Here is a 23,590-nt window from a genome sequence, read left to right on the forward strand (position 1 = left end):
CAGGGAGGATCGCACCCCGGGGCCGGTCCGCGCCGCACCGACGTCACCAGACCCGTACCGAAGCCCCTCGCGCGAAGACCGGGCTCGTGGCGTCCGCCGGCGGGTCCGGCAGCGGCTCGGCTGTCTCCGCCACCGTCGGCCCCACCTCCGCCGCGATGGGGTCCAGGAGGTCCAGGTCGAAGCCGTAGACACGGGCCGCGTTGCCGCCGAGCATCGCCGCGACCTCGTCCCGCGGCACGCCGGCGAAGGCGAAGCGCAGGCCCTCCCTGGTGTACGGGTAGGTGCCCTCGTCGTGCGGGTAGTCGCTGCCCCACATGATCTTGTCCAGGCCGATGCGGTCGCGCAGCGGCACCTCGTGCGGGCGCATGAAGCTGGCCCCGACGAAGCAGTTCTCCTGCCACACCTCGGACGGCGGCCTGCCCATCGCCTCCGCCAGCCCGACCCCGAACTTCGCCTCCGCGGTCGTCGCCTGCGCCGCCGCCAGCAGACGGCCGTGGTAGTAGTCCAGCATGGCCAGGACCCCGGGTATCCAGCCGGAGCCCTGTTCGGTCAGGACCAGTTTCAGGCCGGGATGGCGGCGGAAGGCGCCGCCGAAGACCAGGTGCCACAGCGCGCGGTGCGAGAACCAGGTCGTCTCGACCATGAAGATCGCGCGGGCGGCCGGTTCGTCGCCGAGCGGCGGGGACGCGGAGCCCGCGTGGTGGTTGACGGGGACGCCGAGTTCCGCGCAGACGGCCCAGATCGGGTCGTACACGCGCGCGTGCAGTTCGGGCAGGCCCGAGCCGGGCGGGGTGCCGGGGAGCATCAGGCCGCCCTTCAGCCCGGCGCCGGCCGCCCAGCGGATCTCCTTCACCGCCTCCTCGACGTCGTTGAGGAGGATCTGGAAGACGCCGGCCCGGCGGCCGGGTGCGGCGGCGCAGAAGTCGGCCAGCCAGCGGTTGTGGGCGCGCAGGCCCGCCCAGCGCCGCTCGAACTCCGCCGCCGTCGGCGCGGGGGCCATCAGCGAGCCGGAGGGGAAGAACGGCGGGATGGTGTTCGGGAAGATCACCTCCGCGACGATCCCGTCCTGCTCCAGCTCCGCGAGCCGCCGCGCGGAGTTCCAGTTCCGGTCCGCCGAGTCGGCGAGCAGATCCTCGTACGGGTTGACGTAGGTCGCCGCCCACACGTCGAAGTCGTCGTGGTGACGCTTCTCCAGGTACGGGCGGTAGTCGAGGAGGTCCGCCCCCGCGTGGCAGTCGGCCGAGATCACCGTGTAGCGGTCGCCGTTCACGACGTCACCCCCAGGGCCGGGAAGTCGTCGCCGGTCAGCCAGTGGCGGCCCACGGCGCGCGAGCGGGCCCAGGAGGCCTCCACCGCCGCCTGGTCGGCGGGCTGGCCGAGATCGGCGGGGGTGGGGCCGATGCGCCGGGCGAGCGGGGCCAGGCGGTCCACGTCGAAGCCGAAGACCTCGGCCGCCGCCAGGCCGAGCATCCGGCGGGTCTCGGCCACCGGGATGTCGTGGAAGGTGCGGCGCAGCCACGCGCGCGTGTCGGGCCAGGTGCCCTCGGGATGCGGGAAGTCGCTGCCCCAGAGGATGTTGTCGACGCCGATCTCGTAGCGCTGGGCGAGTTCGCGGCGCTTGGTGTTGGTCGCGCAGACGAAGACCTGGCGGTCGAGGTACTCGCTCGGCGGCCGCTTCAGCTCCGCGAAGGGGGAGAGCTTCTTGCCGCCGTGCGCGCCGAGGTAGAGGCGGTCCATGAACCACAGCAGGTTGGGCAGCCACCAGCAGCCCGACTCGGCGACGCCGAAGCGCAGCCCGGGGTGGCGTTCGAAGACGCCGGACCAGAGCAGGAACCACAGCGGCCGGGCCGGCCACCACGTCACCTCGCTGACGTAGATGCCGAGATGGTCGCCGTACTCCTCGCGCGGGGCCGCCCCCGAGTGGGTGAGGACCGGCATGCCGCACTCGGCGGCCGCCGCCCAGACGGCGTCGTAACGGCGGTCGTGGTACGGCTCCTTGTCGACCCACATGGCGGGGATCATCAGCGCGCCGAGACCGGACTCCCTCGCGCGGTGGACCTCCGCGACCACGCGGTCGGCCGGGGCCGTGATCGGCAGCAGGGCGACCCCGCAGTGCCGTTCGGGGTGCTCGGACACGAACTCCGCCAGCCAGCGGTTGTGGGCCCGCGCACCCGCCATGCCCAGCTCCGGGTCGTGGTCCCCGGACAGCCCGAGGCCGACCCCGAAGGGCGCCGCCGTGCGGCTGTCGACGGCGTCGGCGTCCGGGAAGACCACCTCCGCGGCCACGCCGTCCCCGTCCAGCTCCTTCACCCGCCGGGCGGCGTCCCAGCCGCCGCGCAGCCCCTCCTCGTTGTCCTGGAACCACTGCGCGGCGAACGCCTCGTTGCGGATGCCGAGCCGGGTCATCTCCTCCCGGCGGCGCTCCCGCCCGGCGAGGAACTCGTCGAAGTCCCGGTGGAACCGGGCCTCCAGATAGGGCCGGTACTCCTCGGTGGGCAGCCCGGCGTGGCAGTCGGAGGAGATGATCAGGTATGGGTCGTCGTACGCGGTCACCACTGCCCCCTGTTCAGTCCAGGATGAAGCTTTCGAGGTACGAGGGGTTCGTGCGCTCCAGCATCGAGCGCGCCCGCGCCCTGATCTGTGCGTCGCTGTGCTCGCTCTGCGGGAGCAGCCAGAAGCGGTCCGCGCGGATGCCCGCCACCACGAACTCGGCGACGTCCTCCACGGGCGTGAAGGCGACGTCCTTGCCCGCCGCCCGCATCGCCGTCTCCCACTGGTCGAGGCTGCGGTACGGCGTCCGGCGCGGCCGCTCCTTGGCGTAGCGGTCCGGGCGGTTGCGGTGCGACTCCCACAGGCCCGTGCGCAGCATGTGCGGCCCGGGGAAGAGCACCGAGGCGCCGACGCGCGCGTGCTCCGCCCTGAGGTGCGCGTACAGGGACTCGGTGAGCGTGACGACGGCCGCTTTGGTGACCGCGTACACGGAGGCCGTGGGGAGCGGGGCGATACCGCCGTCACCGGAGGACGTGTTGACCACATGACCGGGTTGACCCGACTTGATCATCCTGGGCAGGAAAGCCTGGACACCGTGGAAGACGCCCCACACGTTGACCTCGAACGCCCACTTCCAGTCGTTCGGTTCGTGCTCCCACATCCGGCCCTCGGCGCCCGAGCCGACCCCGGCGTTGTTGCACAGGACATGCACCGCGCCGTAGGTGTCGTAGGCCGTCTCGGCCAGTTCCAGGACCTGCTCGCGGACGCCGACGTCGACCACGCGCGCGTGCACGTCGGCGCCCTCCGCGCGCAGCGCGTCCGCGGCCTTCTCCAGGGCGGCCTGCTCCACGTCGGCGAGCACCACCTTCAGTCCCTCGGCGGCGAACCGCCGGGCCATCGCGAGCCCGATCCCGCTCGCCGCGCCGGTGACGACGGCGACCTGTCCTTCGTGCAGCTCCATCAGGCCTCGCTCCCTTCGCTGTCCTCGGGCGGCGCGTCGTGGATCTGGCGCGGGTCGTCGTAGCGCTGGTGGACGTACGGCAACAGGGCCTGGGCGTCGACCCGTTCGGCGATGCGGCCGCGCTGGTCGCTGGTCTTCTCGCCGAGGGTGAGGTCCAGCAGGCGCAGCACCGGCAGGTCGGCGACCGGGTCGTACGCCGACTCACGGAGGATCACCTCCCCGGTGAGTCGCTCCAGCCTGCGGACCCTCTCCTCGCGCACGCAGTGCACCAGCAGCGGGTCGCCGTCGAAGCCCGAACCGTCCACCGCCGGGAGGAACTTGAAGTAGAAGTCGGTCTTCGGGGCGGGCTCGGGCAGCGGCAGCGGGCCGGCGACCGTGCCGCGCACCTCCACGAAGACCACGCCGTGCCGGGCGAGGGAGGCGCGGACGAGGTCGCCGTCGCGTTCGACGGTCACCTCGCCGAGTTTCTTGGGCTCGCCGAAGACCTCGCGGCCGCCGGTGAGGGCGCGCTCGTGGGTCATCGGCATGACCAGCGGGTACCAGCCCTCGACCGTGCCGTGCGCGGCGGCGACCGCGAACGAGCCCGCGCCGAGGGGATATCCGGGCAGTTCGACCTTGCTGATGTTGACGCGGGCCAGGGGCGGGCCGGCCGGCTTGAGCGGCGGCGGCAGGACGGCGGCGACCGCGTCCGGGTCGGTCTCCCAGACGGCCACCACCCCGGTGGACCAGACGTCCGGGAGCTTCGTGGTGCGCGTGGCCGTGATCTCCGCCTCGGTCCGAGCGCCGTACCGTACGCGTGCCATCCGCCGTACCGCCCTTCCGTCGACCGTCCGCGTGCCGTACCCCCGTACGCCCGTACCGCCGTACGCCCGTACCGCCATGCCGAAGTGCCGCCGATCCGCGGTGCGGTCGTCGCCGCGTCGGCGCCGGGCGGGGTGCACGCTTGCACCGGGCGGCGAAAAGGTCCATAGCCACGCGAAGGGCGATCGGGACGGAGTCCGCCGCCGCGCGACGGGCCGTCAGGACACGCGAACGCGTGCCGGTGGAAACCGACCTGACGGACAGCGCTGTCGGCGCGGGCCCGTATCCTCAGTGACCATGCTCGAAGACCGTACGACCGCAGTGTCCCCCGGCACCCCGTGGCCGGCCGTGTATCCCAAGGGCTACGCGGTCGTCGACGTGGAGACCACCGGACTGGCCCGGGACGACCGGATCATCAGCGCGGCCGTCTACCGGCTGGACGAGCGCGGCGAGGTCGAGGACCACTGGTACACGCTGGTCAACCCCGAGCGCGATCCGGGCCCGGTGTGGATCCACGGTCTGACGAGCGAGACGCTCGAAGGCGCGCCGCTCTTCACCGACATCGCCGAGGAGTTCTCGGCGCGGCTGGACGGGCGGGTGCTGGTCGCGCACAACGCGGTCTTCGACTGGCAGATGATCGCCCGCGAGTACGCGCGGGCGCGGCGCGAGGCCCCGGTGCGGCAGCGGCTGTGCACGATCGCGCTCGCCAAGGAGCTGGCTCTGCCGCTGCCCAACCACAAACTGGAGACCCTGGCGGCGCACTTCGGTGTCGTGCAGCGCCGGGCGCACCACGCGCTGGACGACGCGCGCGTGCTCGCGGAGGCGTTCCGGCCCAGTCTGCGGGCCGCGGCCGCGGGCAACGTACGGCTGCCGCTCCTGGAGTGCCGGCCGCTGACGGAGTGGTCGGACACACCCCGGATCGGGACCCAGGCGAGCGCCGGCAACGGCGGCAACGGCGGCTACGGCGGCTACCGGCCCGGCGGCTGGCGGCCGTCCCGCAAGCGGCCGGCGTGCCCCTATCCGAACCCGGGCCGCTACGAGGACGGCAGGCCGCTGCGGCAGGGCATGCGGGTGGCGTTCTCCGGGGACACCTCGGTCGAGCGGGAGCTGCTGGAGGACCGGGCCGTGGAGGCGGGTCTGCACGTCTCCACGAGCATCTCGCGGCTCACCAGCCTGCTGGTCACCAACGACCCCGACTCGGGCACGTCGAAGGTCCTCAAGGCCCGCCAGTTCGGGACGCCGGTGGTGGACGAGGCGGCCTTCGGGCAGCTGTTGCGGGACGTGGCGCCGGCCGCGGAGAAGTGACCGCGCCGGTGGGCCGTACGCCCGCCCGCAGGGCCGTACGGACGGGTGATTGCGGGGCGACTCGCCAGGCGCCCGCTCGCCCCCGCGCGGCCGACCGCTCACCCTGTGGCGCATGGCGAAATGCGAAGTATGCGGCAATGACTACGGAATGACCTTCGAGGTGCACGCGCAGGGCGCGGTCCATGTCTTCGACTGCTTCTCCTGTGCGATCCACCGCATGGCCCCGCTCTGCGAGCACTGCAAGGTCTCGATCATCGGCCAGGGCGTCGAGGCGGACAACCAGTGGTTCTGCGGTGCCCACTGCGCCCGCGAGGCCGGGAAGGCGGGCATCGTCGACCGCGTGTGAGTCCGTGCCGACCCGGTACCCGCCCGTTCGCGCCCCACGACCGAGATGTACGGTCGTGGGGTGTACCGCTTCCTGTTGACCCGGCAGTGGGTGATCCTCACCCTCATCTCGCTGCTTCTCGTCCCCACCATGATCCGGCTGGGGTTCTGGCAGAAGCACCGGTACGAGGAGCGCAGCGCCCGCAACCGGCTGGTGGCCGAGGCGTTGGGCGCCAAGCCGGTGCCGGTCGAGCAGGTGACCGAGCCGGGGCATGCCGTGACCCGCGCGGAGCGATACCACACCGTCACCGCGACCGGCACCTTCGACACCGCCGACGAGGTCGTCGTCCGCCGCCGTACCAACTCCGACGACGAGGTCGGCTACCACGTGCTGACCCCCTTCGTCCTGGCCGACGGCAAGGTGCTGCTGGTCAACCGGGGCTGGATCCCGGCGGACGGCCCGACCCAGACCGCGTTCCCGAAGATCCCGGCCCCGCCGGCCGGCGCGGTCACCATCCAGGGCCGGCTGATGCCCGACGAGACCACCGCGGCGAGCGGCATCAAGGACCTCAAGGGCCTTCCCGACCGGCAGGTCATGCTGATCAACAGCGCGGAGCAGGCGCGCCGGCTCGGCAGGCAGGTGCTCGGCGGCTACATCGAGCAGACGGCGCCTCAGCCCAAGGGCGACACCCCGGAACAGATCTCCGACCCGGGCAAGGAAGACGCTCCGCTGAACTACGCGTACATGATCCAGTGGTGGTTGTTCGCCGCGGGCGTCCCCTACGGCTTCTTCGTACTGGCCCGCCGTGAGGCACGCGAGCGTGCGGAGGCCGCGGCGGCGCAGGAGAGGTCCACGGAGACCGAACCGGCCGCGGTCTGACCGACGCAGCGGTCCGGGAGCGGCCGCCGGTCGTGCGGGGCGTGAACCCTGAACCGTTCCGTCACTCCGCCGGCCCATTCCCCTGATTGGTCCCCCGGTCGGCAGGGAAACCGGCACCCGTGGACCGACGCATCGAGGACTACGCGCTCATCGGCGACCAGCAGACCGCGGCCCTGGTCGGCCGGGACGGCTCCATCGACTGGCTGTGTCTGCCCCGCTTCGACTCGGCGGCCTGCTTCGCCAGACTCCTGGGCGACGAGGACCACGGCCACTGGCGGATCGCACCCCGCGGCGCCACCACCTGCACCCGGCGCGCCTACCGGCCCGACACCCTGGTCCTGGACACCGAGTGGGAGACCGACGAGGGCACGGTCCGCGTCACCGACCTGATGCCCCAGCGCGACCGGGCGCCCGACGTCGTACGCATCATCGAGGGCGTCAGCGGCCGGGTCACCGTGCACAGCACGCTCCGGATCCGCTGCGACTACGGCTCGGTCGTCCCGTGGATGCGCCGCTCCGGCGGCCACCGGGTCGCCGTCGCCGGGCCCGACGCCGTGTGGCTGCGCAGCGAACCGTCCGTCCGCACCTGGGGCGAGGACTTCGGCACCCACTCGGAGTTCACCGTCGCCGAGGGCGAGCGGGTCGCCTTCGTGCTCACCTGGCACCCCTCGCACGAGCGGCGCCCCCCGCTCACGGACCCGTACGAGGCGCTGCGCGCCAGCGTCTCCGACTGGCAGCGCTGGACCGCCCGCTGCACCTACGACGGCCCGTACCGGGACACGGTCGTCCGGTCCCTGATCACCCTCAAGGCGCTCAGCTACGCACCGACCGGCGGCATCGTCGCCGCGGCCACCACCTCGCTGCCCGAGGAACTGGGCGGGGTGCGCAACTGGGACTACCGCTTCTGCTGGCTGCGCGACTCCACCCTCACCCTCGGCGCCCTGCTCGCCGCCGGTTACCACAAGGAGGCCGAGCGCTGGCGCGACTGGCTGGTCCGCGCGGTCGCCGGCGACCCGGCGGACCTGCAGATCATGTACGGCCTCGGGGGCGAGCGCCGGCTGCCCGAGTTCGAGCTGGAGTGGCTGCCCGGCTTCGCCGACTCCCGACCGGTACGCGTCGGCAACGGCGCCGTCGACCAGCTCCAGCTCGACGTGTACGGCGAGGTGATGGACTCGCTGTCGCTGGCCCGCACCGCGGGGCTGCCCACCAAACCGCACATGTGGGCCATCCAGTGCGCGTTGATGAAGTTCCTGGAGAAGGCCTGGCGGCAGCCGGACGAGGGGCTGTGGGAGGTGCGCGGCGGCCGCCGCCACTTCGTGCACTCGAAGGTGCTGGTGTGGGTGGCCGCGGACCGCGCGGTACGGACCCTGGAGGAGCACGCGGAGCTGAAGGGCGAGCTGGAGGGCTGGCGCGCGCTCCGGGACGAGGTGCACCGGGAGGTGTGCGAGAAGGGGTACGACCCGAAACGCAACACGTTCACGCAGTACTACGGTTCCCGCGAACTCGACGCCTCCCTGCTGCTGATCCCGCGCGTCGGCTTCCTGCCGCCGGACGACCCCCGGGTGGTCGGCACGGTCGACGCGATCCGTGACGACCTGGGCCATGGCGGGTTCCTGCGCCGCTACGACACCGACGCGATCGGCGTCGACGGCATGCCGGGCGGCGAGGGCGCCTTCCTGGCCTGCTCGTTCTGGCTCGCCGACGCGCTGCACATGACGGGCCGCACCGACGAGGCGAAGGAGCTGTTCGAGCGGCTGGCGGGCCTCGTCAACGACGTGGGCCTGCTCTCCGAGGAGTACGACCCGGAGACCGGGCGGCAGCTGGGCAACTTCCCGCAGGCGTTCAGTCACGTCGGGCTGGTGAACACCGCCCTCACGCTCTTCGGCGGCGAGCGGGCAGGATAGGGACCATGGATCTTGGACTGAAGGACCGGGTGTACGTCGTCACCGGAGCGACCCGCGGACTGGGCCACGCGGCCGCGCGCGAGCTGGTCGCGGACGGGGCGAAGGTCGTGGTGACCGGGCGGGACGAGAAGCGGGCCGCCGACGTCGCGGCCGGACTGGGGCCGAACGCGGTGGGCGCGGGCGTCGACAACGCGGATCCGGCGGCGGCGGAGCGGCTGATCGGCCTCGCGCGTGAGCGTTTCGGAGGGTTCGACGGCGTTCTCGTGAGCGTGGGCGGCCCGCCGCCCGGGTTCGTCGCCGACAACACGGACGAGCAGTGGCAGGCCGCGTTCGAGTCGGTGTTCCTGGGGGCCGTACGGCTCGCCCGCGCGGCGGCGGCCGAGTTGGCGGACGGCGGGGTCATCGGGTTCGTGCTGTCCGCGTCGGTGTACGAGCCGATTCCGGGGCTGACCATCTCCAACGGGCTGCGGCCGGGGCTGGCCGGGTTCGCCAAGTCGCTCGCGGACGAGCTGGGGCCGCGCGGGATCCGGGTGGTGGGGTTGCTGCCGTCCCGGATCGACACCGACCGGGTGCGGGAGCTGGACAGCATGTCCGCCGACCCCGAGGCGACGCGGGCCGAGCACGAGTCGCGGATTCCGTTGCGGCGGTACGGGACGCCGGAGGAGTTCGGGCGGGTGGCGGCGTTCTTGTTGTCGCCGGCCGCTTCCTATCTGACCGGGATCATGGTTCCTGTCGACGGGGGGACGAGGCACGGGTTCTGACGGTCGTTCGCCGGGTGCGGGCGGTGGGGGCTGGTCGTGCCCGGGCGGCGACAGCCGCACAAGCATCGACACAGCCCGCGCCCCCGAAGGGGCACTCCCGTTGGACGGCGACGTCAAGCAACCCTTTCGGCACGGTGCTTCACCGAGGTCAGTCTGACCTCCGCCGGCAGCTTCTCCAGCGCGGCCGAGTTCCTGGCATGGGTCAGTGCCTGGTTGGTGAGGTCTCTCAGGGCCGCTTCCGGGGCCACGTCCGGTTCCAGCCGCAACCACACCCGCACCTGCGGGGCCGTACGCGTGCCCCGCAGGACGGCCTCGGCGTGGGCGACGCCCTCCTGGTGGGCGGCGTCCGTCGCCAGGACGGTCTCCAGGGCCCTGCCGCGCAGCAACGCGCTCTCTCCGTCTCCGGTGTCCACCAGGACCTCGGTGAGGCGGCGTCGGCGCAGTTGGGCGGTGAGCCACCAGAGGGAGAGCAGGAACAGCACGGCCAGCGCGGCCAGGACCGTCGGCCACCACCAGCCGGCGGCACGCCAGTGGGTGCGTTCGGCCTGGCTGAGCAGGACGTCGTGCCGGCCCTGGTGGATCCACCAGGACGGGGACGGGGCGCCGAGGCCGACGGCCAGGACCGAGCCGCCGAGGGCGAGGAGCAGGAGGCCCGTGAGGGCGATCAGTACGCGGTTGACGGTGCCGAGCACCACGTCACCCCTTCCGGCCGGGGCGGATCACGTGCAGGGTCAGTGCGGGCGGACGGGCCAGCCCCAGGGCGTCGATCGCGTCGGTCAGGGACGCCTGCAGGTCGCCACGGACCGCGTCGAGTTCGCGGAAGTGGGAGACGGCGAGGACATGGGCGCGGGAGCGGTACAGCCGTACCCGCACCCGGCGCACGCCGGAGATCTCCATGGCCCGGTCGCGCAGCATCGTGGCGGCCGCGTCCCGGCGCAGCCCGGCGCGGACGTCGGGGTGGGTGCGGCGCATCGGCAGGAGGTCGCGCAGGCCGGGCGTGACGGCCAGGACCAGCAGCCACAGGCCGAGGGCGGCCACGACGGCCGCGCCCACCAGGACCCAGGTGCCGTCCAGCGGCTGCGCCGCGAGTCGGCGGGCCAGTTCCCGGCGCCAGCGCATGGCGGGGTGGTGGGCCCGTACGGCCGCGATGTCGTAGAGGAAGGCGCCCGCTACCGCCAGGACCAGGACCGCGACCAGGGTCGCGGGAGCGCGGCGCGGGGACCAGAAACGGGGCTCGCGACCGGCCGGGGGTGCGGCGACCGGTGGCGGCGGCTTCTCGATGACCGGTGTCTGTTCGGAACTCATCACGCCCTCCCCTGGGTCTGCGCCGGGTGCAGCCGCTCGACGTGCACGGCGACCTCCCGGACGTCCATGTCCACCAACGCGCCTACCCGCTCGACCACATGCCGACGCACGGCCGCGCAGCGGGCTCCGATGTCGGACGGATAGTCCAGTTCCAGGTGGACCCGGACGCGGGCCGTGTCGTGGTGGGTGACCACGGTGGCGTGCGGGGGCACGGCGTCCTTCGGGAGGGGGCCGAGCGCCTCGCGGGCCGCCTGGGCGGCGACCTTGGCCACCACCCGGTCGGCGATCCGCAGGGCGCCGCGCTCACCAGGCGCCACCTCGGTCGGGGCACCGCGCGTCTCACCGCTCGCGGAGGTCATCGCCTGCGGTCACGCCGGTCGTCGCGGGTGCGGAAGAAGTCGCCGATTTCCAGGTCCCCCTCCGCGAACCGGCCGACGACGAACCCGACGGCCCCGAGCGCCGCCACCAGCAGAAAAGCGCCGAACCCGCCGAAGTACCCGGCGAAGCCCAGCGCCATGCCGGCGATCATGCCGACGACGGCCATGCCCATGGTGCGCTCCCCTCAGCGGTCCCGGTCAGCGGTCACTGGAGCCGGGACTCCGCTTCCTCGTCCTCTTCCTCCGGAAGCTTGACATCACTCACCGCGATGTTGACCTCGACCACTTCGAGCCCGGTCATGCGCTCCACGGCGGCGATCACGTTCTCCCGGACCGCGCGGGCCACGTCGGCGATCGACACGCCGTAGTCCACGACGATCTCCAGGTCGAGCGCGGTCTGCACCTCGCCGACCTCGGCCTTGACGCCACGGGACACCGACTTGGAGCCGCCCGGCACCCGGTCGCGCACGACGCCGAAGGTGCGGGCGAGGCCGCTGCCCATCGCGTGCACGCCGACCACGTCCCGGGCCGCCAGTCCGGCGATCTTCTCCACGACTCCGTCGGCGATCGTCGTCCGCCCCCGGGTGGCCGGGTCGCCGCCACCGCGCCGGACGGTCTTCCGGGTCTGTACCGTCGGGTCCCTCTCGGGCTCAGCCGCCATCTCGGTCATCTCCGCGCGTCCCTTCCCGTCGTCGTCCTGCGACCACGGTACGTGCGGACGTCCTGTCACGCGGCGAACATGCGGCAGGCTGGAGCAATGACGGTGGACCGAGTGACCGGCAGGGTGCGGCACCCCCTGGGCCTGGGCAGGGTGCTCGCGCTCGGCGGGGCGGACGAGGGGGCCTGGGTCACGGAGGCCGCGGCGGACGCGGTGCTGCGGCGGGCGGCGGCCGAGGTGGCGGGGGTGCGGCTGGGCGGGCTCCGGATCGCCCTGGCGGATCCGGCGGACGTGGCCGAGCCCGTCGTACCGGCACCGCCCGGTGCGGTACCGCCGGGGCCGCTGCGGCTGTCGGCGGACTTCGCGGCGACGGCGGCCGAGCCCCTGCCGGCGACGGCGGCCCGGCTGCGCCGGGCTCTGGCCGGGGCCACGGGGCGGCACGGGCTGGCGGTGACCGACGTGGATCTGCGGGTGACCGACCTGCTGGAGGACGACACGGCGGAACCGGTGGCCGTACCGGCGCCCCGGCCGCCGTCGGTCCGCGAGGGGGCGGATCCCGAGGGGGCCCGGGTGACGGCGGCGGCACTGGCGGTACCGGGGGTGGCCCGGGTGACCGGGGCACTCAGCCGGGAGGTCCACTTCGACACCGCCCTGCCGCGCCGGCACGTCCGGGTGGAGGTGGCCCTGACCGACGGCCCCCGGGCCGTGGAGGTGGCCCGGCAGGTCCGCACGGCGGTAGCCGAGGCCCTGGACGACCTGCCGACAGTGACCGTGCTGGTGACCGACATCAGCTGACGAGCCCCGTGAGAGAGGCCTGCTGGTGAAGGCAGACTCCGCTGCTGACGGACATCAGCGGCAGCGCCCCGTAAGGCAGGCCCTGCTGCTGACGGACATCAGCGGCAGCGCCCCGTAAGGGGCGCGGGGAACTGCGCGACCAGCCCCCACTGGCCCGCGGCGAACCACACACCCGGCCCCACCGGCACGGCCGACCAGGCACCCGGCAGCCAACCGCACCGCAGCCGACCACGCACCCGGCGCCCGCCAACCCGCCGACCTACTCGCCCACCCCCGCGAGATCCCGCAGCCGCCGAGCCTGGGCCTGCCGTTCCGCAGCCCGCTGCTCGTCATACGTACGATCACCGGCACCTCGCAGCAGCGCCTTCGTCTCCACCACGGCGTCCCGCGGCGCAGCCAGCAGCGCCCCCGCAAGATCGCGTACCGCCGCGTCGAGCTCGCCCACCGGCACGGCGACGTTCGCCAGCCCGGAGGCCACCGCCTCCGCGGCCTGGACGTAGCGTCCGGTCGCGCAGATCTCCAGCGCGCGGGCGTAGCCCACCAGCGAGACGAGCGGGTGGGTGCCGGTCAGGTCGGGCACCAGCCCGAGGCTCGTCTCCCGCATGGCGAACTGCACGTCGTCGGCGACGACGCGCAGGTCACACGCGAGGGCCAGCTGGAAGCCGGCCCCGATGGCGTGTCCCTGCACGGCGGCGATCGAGACGATGTCGCTCTGCCGCCACCAGGTGAACGCCTCCTGGTATTCGGCGATGGCCGCGTCGAGCCCGGCGTCGTCGCGGCGCGCGAGTTCGATGAAGGTCGGCTCGCCCGGGATCCCTTCCGGTGTGAACATCTGCCGGTCGAGGCCGGCGGAGAAGGACTGGCCCTCACCGCGCAGCACGACGACCCGGACCGACCCTGGCAGCGACCGCCCGGCCTGAGCCAACGCCCGCCACAGTGCGGGGCTCTGGGCGTTGCGCTTGGCCGGGTTGGTCAGCGTCACCGTGGCGAGCGCGTCGTCGACGGTGAGCCGTACGCCGTCCTTGTCGAGAACAGGAGCGAGGTCGTGGTCGGGCGAAGCCATGGGGCGCCTCCGGTGTGTGCGGTCATCACGCATTGCCATGACGGCATGCCAAGTGACTGCACAGTAACCACCCGGCCGATCACTCGACCGACCGGGTGGCCACCATCGAAGCCGATGGGCCGCCCGGGGTCAGGACGCGGCTTTCTTGCCCCGCGTCGCCCCGCCACGCCCACGCAGCGTGACACCCGACTCGCTGAGCATCCGGTGGACGAAGCCATACGAGCGGCCGGTCTCCTCGGCCAGTGCCCGAATGCTCGCACCGGAGTCGTACTTCTTCTTCAGGTCTGCCGCGAGCTTGTCGCGCGCGGCGCCGGTCACCCGGCTGCCCTTCTTCAGAGTCTCGGCCACCCGTGCCTCCTCATGGGAAGTGCGCTCTGGTCCCCTCATGATCACCCCTCCGGGGCGTGATGGCCACCCATTCGGCAAGGTCCGTGAGACATCGTTGTGACGACAGGAGTGCGTCCCCACATACGGAATCCGTGATTCCGCCATGGGCCGTCCGTACGGCCGAACGGGTTCCTCCGAGAAGTACCAGGTCAGGCACGGACGACGGCCGACCCCTTGTCGACAAAGGGGTCGGCCGCGATTTCGATGTAGGACACACCTCGATACGAGGAGATCTCACACAGATGATGGATCACCGATAGGCCGAATGATCCATAGCCAGTGGATCAGGCATTCGATCAAGCGACGGCGACGGGTCCGGTCCTCAGGCGAGGGCGACGAGGTCCGCGTAGTCGGCACCCCACAGGTCCTCGACACCGTCGGGCAGCAGGATGATCCGCTCGGGCTGGAGCGCCTCCACGGCGCCCTCGTCGTGGGTGACGAGGACGACCGCGCCCTTGTAGGTGCGCAGGGCACCGAGGATCTCCTCGCGGCTGGCGGGGTCGAGGTTGTTGGTCGGCTCGTCCAGGAGCAGGACGTTCGCGGAGGAGACGACCAGGGTGGCGAGGGCGAGCCGGGTCTTCTCGCCGCCGGAGAGGACCCCGGCCGGCTTGTCGACGTCGTCCCCGGAGAACAGGAACGAGCCCAGCACCTTGCGGACCTCGACGAGATCCATGTCGGGGGCCGCCGAGCGCATGTTCTCCAGGACCGTGCGCTCCGGGTCCAGGGTCTCGTGCTCCTGGGCGTAGTAGCCGAGCTTGAGCCCGTGGCCCTCGATCACCTCGCCGGTGTCGGGCTGCTCGACCCCGCCGAGCAGCCGCAGCAGGGTGGTCTTGCCGGCGCCGTTGAGGCCGAGGATGACGACCCGGGAACCCTTGTCGATGGCCAGGTCGACGTCGGTGAAGATCTCCAGCGAGCCGTACGACTTGGACAGCCCCTCCGCGGTCAGCGGGGTCTTGCCGCAGGGCGCGGGCTCCGGGAAGCGGAGCTTGGCGACCTTGTCGGAGACCCGGACGGCGTCCAGGCCGGCCAGCAGCTTGTCGGCGCGGCGTGCCATGTTCTGCGCGGCGACCGTCTTGGTGGCCTTGGCGCGCATCTTGTCGGCCTGGGAGTGCAGCGCGGCGGCCTTCTTCTCCGCGTTGGCGCGCTCCCGCTTGCGGCGCTTCTCGTCGGCCTCGCGCTGCTGCTGGTAGAGCTTCCAGCCCATGTTGTAGACGTCGATCTGGGAGCGGTTGGCGTCCAGGTAGAAGACCTTGTTGACGACCGTCTCGACCAGGTCGACGTCGTGGGAGATCACGATGAAGCCGCCGCGGTAGGTCTTCAGGTAGTCGCGCAGCCAGACGATCGAGTCCGCGTCCAGGTGGTTGGTGGGCTCGTCGAGCAGCAGGGTGTCCGCGTCGGAGAAGAGGATCCGGGCCAGCTCGATACGGCGGCGCTGACCACCGGAGAGGGTGTGCAGGGGCTGGCCGAGCACCCGGTCGGGCAGGTTGAGCGCGGCGGCGATGGTGGCGGCCTCGGCCTCGGCCGCGTACCCGCCCTTGGTGAGGAACTCGGTCTCCTGGCGCTCGTACTGCCTGAGCGCCTTCTCGCGGGTGGCGCCCTGGCCGTTCGCGATGCGCTGCTCGTTCTCGCGCATCTTGCGGATCAGGACGTCGAGGCCGCGCGCGGAGAGGATGCGGTCGCGGGCGAGGACGTCGAGGTCGCCGGTGCGGGGGTCCTGCGGGAGGTAGCCGACCTCACCGGAGCGGGTGACGGTGCCCGCGGCGGGGATGCCGTCACCGGCCAGGACCTTGGTGAGGGTGGTCTTGCCCGCGCCGTTGCGGCCGACCAGGCCGATGCGGTCGCCCTTGGCGACACGGAAGGTGGCGTTCTCGATGAGGATGCGGGCGCCGGCGCGCAGCTCGATACCGGAGGCGGAGATCACGGACAGACTCCAGGGCGTACGGGTTTCTGACGGGTGGGCGGCTGAGGACGTTCCCGCCGTCTAATGCGCGAGGAGAATGGCCATGCGGTAAGTCTAACGGGGCGGCGCAAGCGCTTTTTCGGTGCGCGGGTGTCCGGGACGGTCCGTTCCGGTCGGCTGGTTGCCCAACGGTGCGCGGTGCGGAGCGATTCCGCCCAGGTCGTCCACGGCCACGAGCTGCGCGGTCCAGGCGCCGTGCGCGCAGGGCTGGGCGACGAGCAGGGCGTGGCCGTGACGTACGGCACGTTCGGGGCGGAACGCGCAGCCCGCGCGGGCGGGCAGCACCCAGCGCAGGTCGCCGTCGGTGGTGCGGTACCCGGCGATGCGGGCCGGGGTGACCACCGCGAGAATGCCGCGGCCCAGGGGGCGCAGCACGCCCGCGCCGCCCCGGGCGCGCAGCCAGCCGGTCGCGGCGGGCAGGGCGCGGTGCCAGTGCACGGAGCGGCCGTCGGTGTCGGTGACGAGCCCGTCGTCCCAGACGGTGATCGCCTGCCCGCGCGCGGGCAGCACGCTGAGCGGGCGGCGGCCCACGCGCGCGTACCGCCAGCGCAGGGTGCGCCCGTCGTACGCCTCGACGACGTCCCCCCGCGCGCGTGCGGTGGGCGCCGCCGGGCCGGGGGTGAGGTGGTCGCCGTAGGGGGCCGGACGCATCCGGTGGGCGCCGGCGAGGAGCAGGAGCACGGCCGCGGTCAGGGCGGCGAGGGCGAGGAGGGTCCTGCGGGGGTCGCGGGCCGGCGGTTCTGCCGGGAGGACGGTCGACGGCTGCGCCCGGACGGCGGCCGCGGGCCGCTCCGGGACGGTCGCCGAGGGCGGCTCAGGGACGGTGGCCGAGGACCGCTCCGGGACGGTCGCCGAGAGGGGCTCAGGGACGGTGGCCGGGGGCCGCTCCGGGACGGTCGCCGAGGGCGGCTCAGGGACGGTGGCCGAGGACCGCTCCGGGACGGTCGCCGAGAGGGGCTCAGGGACGGCGGCCGGGGGCCGCTCCGGGACGGTCGCCGAGGGTGGCTTCGGGCGGGCCTGCGTCCCGGGTGGCCCGGTCCTCGCGTGGTGCGCAACGGCCACCCCTCAGCCCTCCGGAGCCCGGTCGGGCGCCTGTGTGCCCTGCGTCAGGCGCAGAGCGTAGCCACGCCCGCGACGCGCGGGCGGACGTGACGCGGAGGCAGGGCGGGACGTCGCCCGTTCGGGCGTCGCCCTGGGCTGCCGGGGCGGGCAACGGGAGTGCGGGCCAGGGGCGTTGTCAGTGCCGGGTGCGAGACTGGGCACCAGGCCGGAACGACGGCCTTCGGGGGCCGACACACAAGGGGAGTGATCGGGATGGCGGGCACGAGTGGCAGGCGGCCGAGCATCTATCCGTCGCTGCTGTACACGGACGCGAAGGCGGCGATCAAGCAGCTGACGGAGGCCTTCGGCTTCACCGAACTGTCGGTGTACGAGGGCGAGGACGGGATGGTGCTCCACGCCGAGCTGGTGCAGGGCAACGGCGCGGTGATGCTGGGCTCCAGGGGCCGCGGCGGCCGGTTCGACGCGGCGATGGAGGGCGCGGGCCCGACCGGGGTCTACATCGTCGTGGACGACGTCGACGCACACCACCAGCGCGCCGTGGACCACGGCGCGGAGATCCTGATGCCCCCGACGGACCAGGACTACGGCTCGCGGGACTACATGGCCCGGGACGTCGAGGGCAACATCTGGAGCTTCGGCACGTACGCCCCGGAGATAGCCGTCTGATCCGGCGCCCCTAGCCGCCGGTGTGCACCTGGAAGGCAGCCCGGCGGACGGCTTTGGCCAGGGCCGGATCGGGGTGGGCGGCGGCGAGCGCGACCAGGACCTGCACGGTGCGCGGGTGGCCGACCGCGCGCACCTCGTCGAGCAGCGCGGGCACGGTGGGCTGCAGTGCCGACTCCAGGTGGCGGACGAGCAGCGGTGCCTCGCCGTGGTCGGCGACGGCGGCGGCCGTGTCCACCCACAGCCAGGTCGCCTCTTCCCGGGTGAGCACCTCGTGGGCGTCCTCGGGGTCGACCCCGTCGTGCTCGGCCAGCCAGAGCAGGGCGTAGGGCCGCAGGGTCGGCTCGTCGACGACCGCGCGGACGTCCGGTTCGGCAGGTGCGCCGACGACCCGCAGGGCCTCGAAGGCGAGGCCGCGCAGCAGCGCGTCCTCGCCCCGGGCGGCGTCGACGAGTTCGGTGACGGCGCTGCCGACGGGGCGGGCGGCGAGCCACGCGCGGTACTCGGCGCGGGCCGCGTTGGGGCGCAGCTGGGCGCAGCCGCGCAGCATCTCCTCGGCGGCGACCTCGATGTTCCCGGCGGGACTCTGCGCGGCGACGCAGATCTGCTCCAGCTTGACCCAGACCGCCCAACTGCCCAGCGGGGTGAGGGTGGCCTGGCCGTCGCCGTAGGTCAGCGCGCCGACGGAGGCGAGGGCGTGCAGGGCCCAGTCGAGGAGGGGGGCGAGCTCGGTCTCGTCGGCGGGGGCCCGGTCCTCGGCCGGGGCGCGGTCCGCCGGGTCGGCGTCGGCGGAGCGCAGGGCGGCCAGGGGCTTGGCGGCCCCGGCGCCGTGCTCGGTCTCGTAGGGGACCTCGCAGCGCTCGGTGCGCAGTTCGGTGACCCGCTGCCCCAGCAGGTCCAGGAGCTGCTCGACCGGGACGGGACCGGCGGACAGCTGGAGGAAGGAGAGCACCTGGGGCATGGCCGAGACGACCTCGGCGACGGCGGCCGGCTCGAACTCCGCGGGCTCCGGGTACGCGAGCGACCACGCGTCGAAGAGGGCGACCCAGCCGCGCAGTACGGCGCTGTCGTCGCGGTCCCAGGCGCGCAGCCGCCAGCCGGGGCGTGCGCTGTCGCCGTGCACCTCGACCAGACCGGCGAGGCGGGCGGTGTCCCAGTCGGCGCGCACCTGAGCGACGGTCAGGCCCAGGTCCTCGGACGCGCGTTCGGCGGACGCGTCGGAGAGGGTGGCCTTGCCGTCGGCGGTCGCGCCATCGCTGCCGGGCCCGAGGGCGGCGTCGGCCCAGTGGGCGACGCGTGCCGCGCCCGCCAGCCCCGAGCGTGCCATTCTGGCCAGCTCGGCGGGGGCCGGGGTGCCCTCCGGAGGGCGGGGTGCGGGGCGGCGCGCGGGCCGCTGGTTCATCGCTCGGGGGGCGGCGGCCAGGGGTCGCGTTCGGACGAGTCGAAGCCTTGAGTCGCGCGGGATACGGGACGTCACGGGTGCAGTCTTCCGGTTGACGGTCCGAAAACCCAAACGGAATGTCACGGCGGGCGACGGGGCTGGCCAACGCACGGGGCGCGAGGGGAGGCAAGGAGACATGTTCAGGCCAGTGGTACGGCCTTAAACGGAACCTCCGGAACCGGCCGGAATCGAGGTCTCCGGCCGGGGACGAGGGGAGGCCGACCGCATGAAGGGGAAGACCCCACGGGTGCGGGAAGAATCACATCGGCGCCGTCAAGGCGCGCGCTCGGGGAGTGCGCGGCACAGAGCGCACGCGGCCACGGTGGGGGCGCACGCGCCGGAGTGCGTCACATCAGGGGCGTGAGGAACCGGCGCAGCCGTTCCTCGTACTCCTCCGGGTCGGCGTTCCACATCGCGCCGTGCGGGGCGTCCGGGACGGTGTGCAGGGCCACCCGGTCGGGGCGCCGCTCGGCGAGCCGGCGGGAGTGGACCCAGGGGGCCACGGTGTCGTCGGGGCCGTGCGCGATCAGGGTGGGCACGGTGAGCTGTTCCGGGTCGACGGGGTCGGCGGCGTGGTCGGCGTGCAGGCGGGCGCGGCCCTGGGCGGCGCGCACCGCGAGCGGCAGCAGGGGCTCGGGGGTGTGCCGGGCCTGGGCGAGGGCACGCAGGGTGGCCTCCCAGCTGAGCACCGGGGAGTCCAGGACCAGCCCGGAGATCCGCTCGCGCAGCGTCGAGTGGACGGCGGCGCGCAGCGCCATGGTGGCGCCGGTGGACCAGCCGTACAGGACGACGCGGCGGGCGCCGTAGCGGACGGCGTAGCGGATCGCCGCGTCCAGGTCGCGCCACTCGCTCTCGCCGAGGTGGTTCAGGCCGTCCGGGGGGCGCGGGGCGCCGAGGTCGCCGCGGTAGGAGAGGGCGAGCACCGGCAGGCGCCGGGCGTGCAGGAACGCCATGACGTTCATGGGGTGCTCGCGGGTGGTGCCGAGGCCGTGCACGGCGATCACCCAGGTGTCCCGGTGGCCGGGCACGAACCAGGCGGGCAGCGGGCCGAGTTCGCCGGGCAGGTCGACGTCCGCGTAGTCCAGGCCCAGGGCCGTGCCCGGGTTGCCGACATGGACGTTGGCGGTGAGCCAGGCCCGGTCGCCGGTCTCGAAGGTGCCGTGGGTCACCCGCTCCAGCCGCCGCACGACGGTGTCGGCGGTCTCCGCCGCGGACTCCAGGACGGCGCCGACGACCGCGTGCGAGCCGTCGCCGGCCAGGCCGTAGGTGCCGGGGCGCAGCGAGGCGAGGTCACGGGTGAGGGTGATCCGGCCGGCCGCGGTGCCGTGGACGGTGAGCCGGGGTTCGGTGGGCAGGGGCCGGCCGGGCGGTGCCTTCAGCGCGGCGTCACTGGCGAACCGCCCCGCGGCCACGCCGGCCGCACCGGCGGCCAGGACGGCACCGACGGCGGCTGCCGTGACTTTGACTGGGCGCACCTGTCCAGTGTCCGGGCGGACTCCGGTGTCGGCCAGCGGGGGACGGAGAAATCGACGAAGCCACTGGATCCGCCTTCCCGCCAGGCCGGGGTTCACCCCTCCGTCTGGCCGTATCCCTTCAGCTTTTCCCCCGCCTCCGCCAGCTGGCCGGGCGAGAGCAGGCTCGGGGTCAGGCCCGGCACCGAGGACGCCGTCAGCCACAGGCGGCACATCCACTCCAGCTGGGCGGTGCGGTCGTAGGCCTGGGTCAGGGTGGAGCCGTAGGTGATCGTGCCGTGGTTCTGGAGGAGGCAGCCGGAGCGGCCGGTCAGGGCGCGGAGCATGTTCTCGGCCAACTCATCACTGCCGTAGGTGGCATAAGGGGCAACCCGGACAGGGCCGCCGAGGTCCGCCGCCATGTAGTGGATCGCCGGCAGTTCGGGGACGAGCGTGGAGACGGCCGTCGCGTGGACGGCGTGTGTGTGGACGACGGCGGCGGCGCCGGTGCTGCCGTAGATCGCGAGATGCATCGGCAGTTCACTGGTCGGGACCAGGGTGCCGAGGACCTGGCGGCCGGTGAGGTCGACGCCGGTCACGTCGTCCGGGGTGAGCCGGTCGTAGGGCACGCCCGACGGCGTGACCAGCACGGTGTCGCCGACGCGGACAGAGACGTTGCCGGAGGTGCCGACGACGAGTCCGTCGGACACGGTGCGGCGGGCGGTGGCGACGAGTTCACCCCAGGCCTCCGCCTCCGCCGCGCGCGCGTCCCGCCTTCGCCGTTCCGGCCCGCCTGGCGCGCCGGAGCGTCCGTCCCGTCCGCCGCGTTCGTCCCGCCCTTGCTCACCCATGGCCCGATCCTGCCAGGCGGCACCCCGAACCGGCCGCGCGGCAGGGCACCGTGGATCGTCCGGCACGGCCCGGCGCACGCGGGGACGCCGCCTGCCAAGTGACCAGAATCTCTTCACCGGGACGACGGACCGGTCGAACTCGCCCGCCCGGGGGCCGCCGGCCAAGCGGCGACTGGGGCGCCGGACCGGAAACGGAAGGGCGACCCTCTCTCATTGACACCCCCAAGCCCACCTCAGTTCACCTGTCGTTCACCCAGGTTGCCTACGGTCCAACAGCCAATGACTTCGAAAGATTGCCTGGGTAAATGGAAAGCTTCTCGCTGATCCTCGCGATTGTGGTGATCACCGCACTCGCGTTCGATTTCACGAACGGTTTCCACGACACCGCCAACGCGATGGCCACGACCATCTCGACCGGTGCGCTCAAGCCCAAGATCGCGGTGGCCATGTCCGCCGCGCTCAATCTGGTGGGCGCCTTCCTCTCCGTGGAGGTCGCCAACACGATCTCCAAGGGTCTCGTCGACGAGAACGGCATTCGTCCCGAGGTCATCTTCGCCGCGCTGGTCGGCGCCATCCTCTGGAATCTCGTGACCTGGCTGGTGGGCCTGCCCTCCAGCTCCTCGCACGCCCTCATGGGCGGTCTGATCGGCGCCACCGTCGCCTCCGCCGGATTCGGCGCGGTCCACGGCGACGTGCTCGTCACCAAGGTCCTGCTCCCGGCGGTCGCCGCCCCGGTGGTCGCGGGACTCGCGGCGGCGGTCTCCACCCGGTTCTCCTACGCGATCGGCGAGAACGCCGACGACAACGCCACCCGCAAGGGCTTCCGCGTCGGCCAGATCGCCTCCGCCGGACTCGTCTCGCTCGCGCACGGCACCAACGACGCGCAGAAGACGATGGGCATCATCACCCTCGCGCTGATCGCGGGCGGCTCGATAGCCCCCGGCTCGAACCCTCCCACCTGGGTCATCCTCTCGGCCGGTCTGGCCATCGCGCTCGGCACCTACATCGGCGGCTGGCGGATCATCCGCACCATGGGCAAGGGCCTGACCGACCTCCAGCCGCAGCAGGGCTTCGCCGCCCAGACCAGCGCGGCCACCGCCATCCTGGCCTCCTCGCACCTCGGCTTCTCCCTCTCCACCACGCACGTCGTCTCCGGTTCCGTGATGGGCGCCGGCCTCGGCCGCAAGGGCGGCACGGTCCGCTGGTCCACCGCGACCCGGATGCTGGTCGCCTGGCTGCTCACCCTCCCGGCCGCCGCGCTGGTCGGCGCGCTCGCCGAGTCCGTGACCGACCTCGGCGACTGGGGCACGGCGGTCGTCGCGGTCTTCCTGGTGGCCTCCAGCGCCGCCATCTGGAAGCTGTCCCGCCGCGAGGTCGTGGACAGCGGCAACGTCAACGACACCGGGGCCGCCGAGCCGGACGGCGTGGTGACCGCGGCGATCGCCGCCGTGACCCCACCGCCCGCCGGCCCGGTCACCGACGGCCTCACCGCCACCATCCCCGCCCCGGCCCCCGCTCCCGCCCCGTCCGCCGCTCCCGCGACCGACCCGGCCGCCACCGTCTGACCCCGAGGAAGAAGCGACATGAACATCGACTGGGCAGCCATCGGCTCCGTCTTCGGCGTCAGCCTCGTGGTCACGGTGGGCCTGGTGGCCCTGTTCACCCTCGGCATCAAGGGCCTGTCCGCCCGCGAACGCGCCACTGCCCAGGGCGGCTCGGCGACCCTGGCCGCGACGGCCGCCTGGCTCTGCTTCACCGGCTGCGCGGCCGCCGTGGCCTGGGGCATCCACCTGATCGTGGCCAAGGCCTGACTCGAGGAGGCCTCGCCGGCGCCAGGAAGGCTCCTCTCCCGTCCGTCCGGAGAGGAGCCTTCGGCATGCCCCACCCGCCTCGTTGGGCAACCGGTGTGGGCCTTCCCACACACTCCCCTCCCAGGTCAACGGCAGGTTGACGGGTCTTCCGGGGGCGTGGTGGACTGCCGGAGCCATGTACGGCGGCAAGGGAGGAAGCCGGTGTGAATCCGGCGCGGTCCCGCCACTGTCACCGGGGAGCAGTCCCCGGAAGCCAGGAACTCCCGCCGCCGTTCTCGTCGAACCAGGGCGTGGACACCCTGAGTGAGGACACAGAGCCATGCGCGGCTGCCGTTCGAGG

Annotated in this window: 25 protein-coding genes and 1 riboswitch; of the genes, 9 read left to right on the plus strand and 16 right to left on the minus strand. The window is 73.2% G+C overall.

Translation table 11 applies throughout. From position 1 onward, the window contains the following. Window positions 1-43 precede the first annotated feature (43 nt). The 4 genes from AB0M11_RS12690 to AB0M11_RS12705 are packed head-to-tail and all read right to left on the minus strand — an operon-like array spanning window position 44 to window position 4,254. On the minus strand, window positions 44-1,270 hold the full coding sequence (locus AB0M11_RS12690; RefSeq protein WP_365704383.1) for an amidohydrolase family protein: 1,227 nt from the start codon (window positions 1,268-1,270) through the stop codon (window positions 44-46). After that, window positions 1,267-2,553 (minus strand): amidohydrolase family protein, encoded by a 1,287-nt coding sequence (locus tag AB0M11_RS12695; RefSeq protein WP_365704385.1) that lies wholly within the window; start codon window positions 2,551-2,553, stop codon window positions 1,267-1,269. The genes AB0M11_RS12690 and AB0M11_RS12695 overlap by 4 nt, the downstream gene beginning before the upstream one ends. Window positions 2,554-2,566: 13 nt before the next feature. After that, window positions 2,567-3,451, minus strand: a complete 885-nt coding sequence (locus tag AB0M11_RS12700; RefSeq protein WP_365704387.1) for an SDR family NAD(P)-dependent oxidoreductase — start codon at window positions 3,449-3,451, stop codon at window positions 2,567-2,569. Next, window positions 3,451-4,254, minus strand: coding sequence for an acetoacetate decarboxylase family protein (locus AB0M11_RS12705; protein WP_365704523.1), 804 nt, complete (start codon window positions 4,252-4,254; stop codon window positions 3,451-3,453). Before AB0M11_RS12705 ends, AB0M11_RS12700 begins: the two co-directional genes overlap by 1 nt. 295 nt (window positions 4,255-4,549) lie before the next feature. Here AB0M11_RS12705 and AB0M11_RS12710 point away from each other — a divergent pair, with 295 nt between their 5' ends. The 5 genes from AB0M11_RS12710 to AB0M11_RS12730 all read left to right on the plus strand — a co-directional run bounded on the left by AB0M11_RS12710 (window position 4,550) and on the right by AB0M11_RS12730 (window position 9,426). Beyond that, window positions 4,550-5,557 (plus strand): DEDDh family exonuclease, encoded by a 1,008-nt coding sequence (locus AB0M11_RS12710; protein ID WP_365704389.1) that lies wholly within the window; start codon window positions 4,550-4,552, stop codon window positions 5,555-5,557. A 112-nt stretch (window positions 5,558-5,669) separates the two neighbouring features. Then, complete coding sequence (locus AB0M11_RS12715) at window positions 5,670-5,903, plus strand: hypothetical protein (RefSeq protein WP_089101588.1); 234 nt, start codon at window positions 5,670-5,672, stop codon at window positions 5,901-5,903. Window positions 5,904-5,963: 60 nt separating this feature from the next. Continuing rightward, the gene (locus AB0M11_RS12720) at window positions 5,964-6,761 is read left to right on the plus strand and encodes an SURF1 family protein (protein ID WP_365704391.1); all 798 of its coding nucleotides are present in this window, start codon (window positions 5,964-5,966) and stop codon (window positions 6,759-6,761) included. A gap of 119 nt (window positions 6,762-6,880) precedes the next feature. Further along, a complete protein-coding gene (locus AB0M11_RS12725; protein ID WP_365704393.1) occupies window positions 6,881-8,665 on the plus strand; it encodes a glycoside hydrolase family 15 protein in 1,785 nt (594 codons plus the stop codon). A 5-nt stretch (window positions 8,666-8,670) separates the two neighbouring features. Then, entirely contained in the window at window positions 8,671-9,426 is a 756-nt protein-coding gene (locus AB0M11_RS12730) for an SDR family oxidoreductase (RefSeq protein ID WP_365704395.1), read from the plus strand. A gap of 113 nt (window positions 9,427-9,539) precedes the next feature. Here AB0M11_RS12730 and amaP read toward each other — a convergent pair whose 3' ends face one another. The 5 genes from amaP to AB0M11_RS12755 are packed head-to-tail and all read right to left on the minus strand — an operon-like array spanning window position 9,540 to window position 11,778. Further along, window positions 9,540-10,118 carry an alkaline shock response membrane anchor protein AmaP gene (gene amaP / locus AB0M11_RS12735; protein WP_365704525.1) on the minus strand — a complete coding sequence of 193 codons (579 nt, stop codon included), beginning with the start codon at window positions 10,116-10,118 and terminating at the stop codon, window positions 9,540-9,542. A 4-nt stretch (window positions 10,119-10,122) separates the two neighbouring features. Then, entirely contained in the window at window positions 10,123-10,731 is a 609-nt protein-coding gene (locus AB0M11_RS12740) for a DUF6286 domain-containing protein (RefSeq protein WP_365704397.1), read from the minus strand. Then, window positions 10,731-11,090: a hypothetical protein gene (locus AB0M11_RS12745; protein WP_365704399.1), complete on the minus strand. Its 360-nt coding sequence runs from the start codon at window positions 11,088-11,090 to the stop codon at window positions 10,731-10,733. The genes AB0M11_RS12740 and AB0M11_RS12745 overlap by 1 nt, the downstream gene beginning before the upstream one ends. Beyond that, window positions 11,087-11,281 (minus strand): hypothetical protein, encoded by a 195-nt coding sequence (locus AB0M11_RS12750; protein ID WP_365704401.1) that lies wholly within the window; start codon window positions 11,279-11,281, stop codon window positions 11,087-11,089. The genes AB0M11_RS12745 and AB0M11_RS12750 overlap by 4 nt, the downstream gene beginning before the upstream one ends. A gap of 32 nt (window positions 11,282-11,313) precedes the next feature. Continuing rightward, window positions 11,314-11,778 carry an Asp23/Gls24 family envelope stress response protein gene (locus AB0M11_RS12755; RefSeq protein WP_365704527.1) on the minus strand — a complete coding sequence of 155 codons (465 nt, stop codon included), beginning with the start codon at window positions 11,776-11,778 and terminating at the stop codon, window positions 11,314-11,316. A gap of 87 nt (window positions 11,779-11,865) precedes the next feature. On the opposite strand from AB0M11_RS12755, the gene AB0M11_RS12760 reads away from it, so the two are divergent. Beyond that, window positions 11,866-12,561 (plus strand): nucleopolyhedrovirus P10 family protein, encoded by a 696-nt coding sequence (locus tag AB0M11_RS12760; protein WP_365704403.1) that lies wholly within the window; start codon window positions 11,866-11,868, stop codon window positions 12,559-12,561. 259 nt (window positions 12,562-12,820) lie between these two features. Here AB0M11_RS12760 and AB0M11_RS12765 read toward each other — a convergent pair whose 3' ends face one another. The 4 genes from AB0M11_RS12765 to AB0M11_RS12780 form a co-directional block, all read right to left on the minus strand. Further along, entirely contained in the window at window positions 12,821-13,624 is an 804-nt protein-coding gene (locus AB0M11_RS12765; RefSeq protein ID WP_365704405.1) for an enoyl-CoA hydratase/isomerase family protein, read from the minus strand. A gap of 129 nt (window positions 13,625-13,753) precedes the next feature. Beyond that, the gene (locus tag AB0M11_RS12770) at window positions 13,754-13,972 is read right to left on the minus strand and encodes a helix-turn-helix domain-containing protein (RefSeq protein WP_046727957.1); all 219 of its coding nucleotides are present in this window, start codon (window positions 13,970-13,972) and stop codon (window positions 13,754-13,756) included. A gap of 361 nt (window positions 13,973-14,333) precedes the next feature. Then, window positions 14,334-15,932 carry an ABC-F family ATP-binding cassette domain-containing protein gene (locus AB0M11_RS12775; protein ID WP_365704407.1) on the minus strand — a complete coding sequence of 533 codons (1,599 nt, stop codon included), beginning with the start codon at window positions 15,930-15,932 and terminating at the stop codon, window positions 14,334-14,336. Window positions 15,933-16,025: 93 nt separating this feature from the next. Further along, on the minus strand, window positions 16,026-17,033 hold the full coding sequence (locus AB0M11_RS12780) for a hypothetical protein (protein WP_365704409.1): 1,008 nt from the start codon (window positions 17,031-17,033) through the stop codon (window positions 16,026-16,028). Between the two features lie 252 nt (window positions 17,034-17,285). Here AB0M11_RS12780 and AB0M11_RS12785 point away from each other — a divergent pair, with 252 nt between their 5' ends. Then, window positions 17,286-17,699 carry a VOC family protein gene (locus tag AB0M11_RS12785; RefSeq protein ID WP_365704411.1) on the plus strand — a complete coding sequence of 138 codons (414 nt, stop codon included), beginning with the start codon at window positions 17,286-17,288 and terminating at the stop codon, window positions 17,697-17,699. Between the two features lie 10 nt (window positions 17,700-17,709). On the opposite strand, the gene AB0M11_RS12790 is transcribed toward AB0M11_RS12785, so the two are convergent. The 3 genes from AB0M11_RS12790 to AB0M11_RS12800 form a co-directional block, all read right to left on the minus strand. After that, window positions 17,710-19,098 carry a hypothetical protein gene (locus tag AB0M11_RS12790; protein ID WP_365704413.1) on the minus strand — a complete coding sequence of 463 codons (1,389 nt, stop codon included), beginning with the start codon at window positions 19,096-19,098 and terminating at the stop codon, window positions 17,710-17,712. 386 nt (window positions 19,099-19,484) lie between these two features. After that, window positions 19,485-20,612: an alpha/beta fold hydrolase gene (locus tag AB0M11_RS12795; RefSeq protein WP_365704415.1), complete on the minus strand. Its 1,128-nt coding sequence runs from the start codon at window positions 20,610-20,612 to the stop codon at window positions 19,485-19,487. A 92-nt stretch (window positions 20,613-20,704) separates the two neighbouring features. Further along, window positions 20,705-21,439: a class II aldolase/adducin family protein gene (locus AB0M11_RS12800; RefSeq protein WP_365704417.1), complete on the minus strand. Its 735-nt coding sequence runs from the start codon at window positions 21,437-21,439 to the stop codon at window positions 20,705-20,707. Window positions 21,440-21,744: 305 nt separating this feature from the next. Between AB0M11_RS12800 and AB0M11_RS12805 the strand changes: the two genes are divergently transcribed. Next, window positions 21,745-23,004, plus strand: a complete 1,260-nt coding sequence (locus AB0M11_RS12805; RefSeq protein WP_365704419.1) for an inorganic phosphate transporter — start codon at window positions 21,745-21,747, stop codon at window positions 23,002-23,004. Window positions 23,005-23,022: 18 nt separating this feature from the next. Further along, a complete protein-coding gene (locus tag AB0M11_RS12810) occupies window positions 23,023-23,250 on the plus strand; it encodes a hypothetical protein (RefSeq protein ID WP_365704421.1) in 228 nt (75 codons plus the stop codon). Window positions 23,251-23,393: 143 nt separating this feature from the next. Then, window positions 23,394-23,533, plus strand: a riboswitch (cobalamin riboswitch). The last annotated feature ends 57 nt before the right edge of the window (window positions 23,534-23,590 follow it).

Source organism: Streptomyces sp. NPDC051987, assembly GCF_040680735.1.
Lineage (GTDB): Bacteria > Actinomycetota > Actinomycetes > Streptomycetales > Streptomycetaceae > Streptomyces.

Bases quoted from the DNA above. Each gene is read 5' to 3' on its own strand.
- AB0M11_RS12700 (WP_365704387.1), bottom strand. From the start codon at position 3,451: ATGGAGCTGCACGAAGGACAGGTCGCCGTCGTCACCGGCGCGGCGAGC.
- AB0M11_RS12705 (WP_365704523.1), bottom strand. From the start codon at position 4,254: ATGGCACGCGTACGGTACGGCGCTCGGACCGAGGCGGAGATCACGGCC.
- AB0M11_RS12710 (WP_365704389.1), top strand. From the start codon at position 4,550: ATGCTCGAAGACCGTACGACCGCAGTGTCCCCCGGCACCCCGTGGCCG.
- AB0M11_RS12715 (WP_089101588.1), top strand. From the start codon at position 5,670: ATGGCGAAATGCGAAGTATGCGGCAATGACTACGGAATGACCTTCGAG.
- AB0M11_RS12730 (WP_365704395.1), top strand. From the start codon at position 8,671: ATGGATCTTGGACTGAAGGACCGGGTGTACGTCGTCACCGGAGCGACC.
- AB0M11_RS12740 (WP_365704397.1), bottom strand. From the start codon at position 10,731: ATGAGTTCCGAACAGACACCGGTCATCGAGAAGCCGCCGCCACCGGTC.
- AB0M11_RS12745 (WP_365704399.1), bottom strand. From the start codon at position 11,090: ATGACCTCCGCGAGCGGTGAGACGCGCGGTGCCCCGACCGAGGTGGCG.
- AB0M11_RS12750 (WP_365704401.1), bottom strand. From the start codon at position 11,281: ATGGGCATGGCCGTCGTCGGCATGATCGCCGGCATGGCGCTGGGCTTC.
- AB0M11_RS12755 (WP_365704527.1), bottom strand. From the start codon at position 11,778: ATGACCGAGATGGCGGCTGAGCCCGAGAGGGACCCGACGGTACAGACC.
- AB0M11_RS12760 (WP_365704403.1), top strand. From the start codon at position 11,866: ATGACGGTGGACCGAGTGACCGGCAGGGTGCGGCACCCCCTGGGCCTG.
- AB0M11_RS12765 (WP_365704405.1), bottom strand. From the start codon at position 13,624: ATGGCTTCGCCCGACCACGACCTCGCTCCTGTTCTCGACAAGGACGGC.
- AB0M11_RS12785 (WP_365704411.1), top strand. From the start codon at position 17,286: ATGGCGGGCACGAGTGGCAGGCGGCCGAGCATCTATCCGTCGCTGCTG.
- AB0M11_RS12790 (WP_365704413.1), bottom strand. From the start codon at position 19,098: ATGAACCAGCGGCCCGCGCGCCGCCCCGCACCCCGCCCTCCGGAGGGC.
- AB0M11_RS12800 (WP_365704417.1), bottom strand. From the start codon at position 21,439: ATGGGTGAGCAAGGGCGGGACGAACGCGGCGGACGGGACGGACGCTCC.
- AB0M11_RS12805 (WP_365704419.1), top strand. From the start codon at position 21,745: ATGGAAAGCTTCTCGCTGATCCTCGCGATTGTGGTGATCACCGCACTC.
- AB0M11_RS12810 (WP_365704421.1), top strand. From the start codon at position 23,023: ATGAACATCGACTGGGCAGCCATCGGCTCCGTCTTCGGCGTCAGCCTC.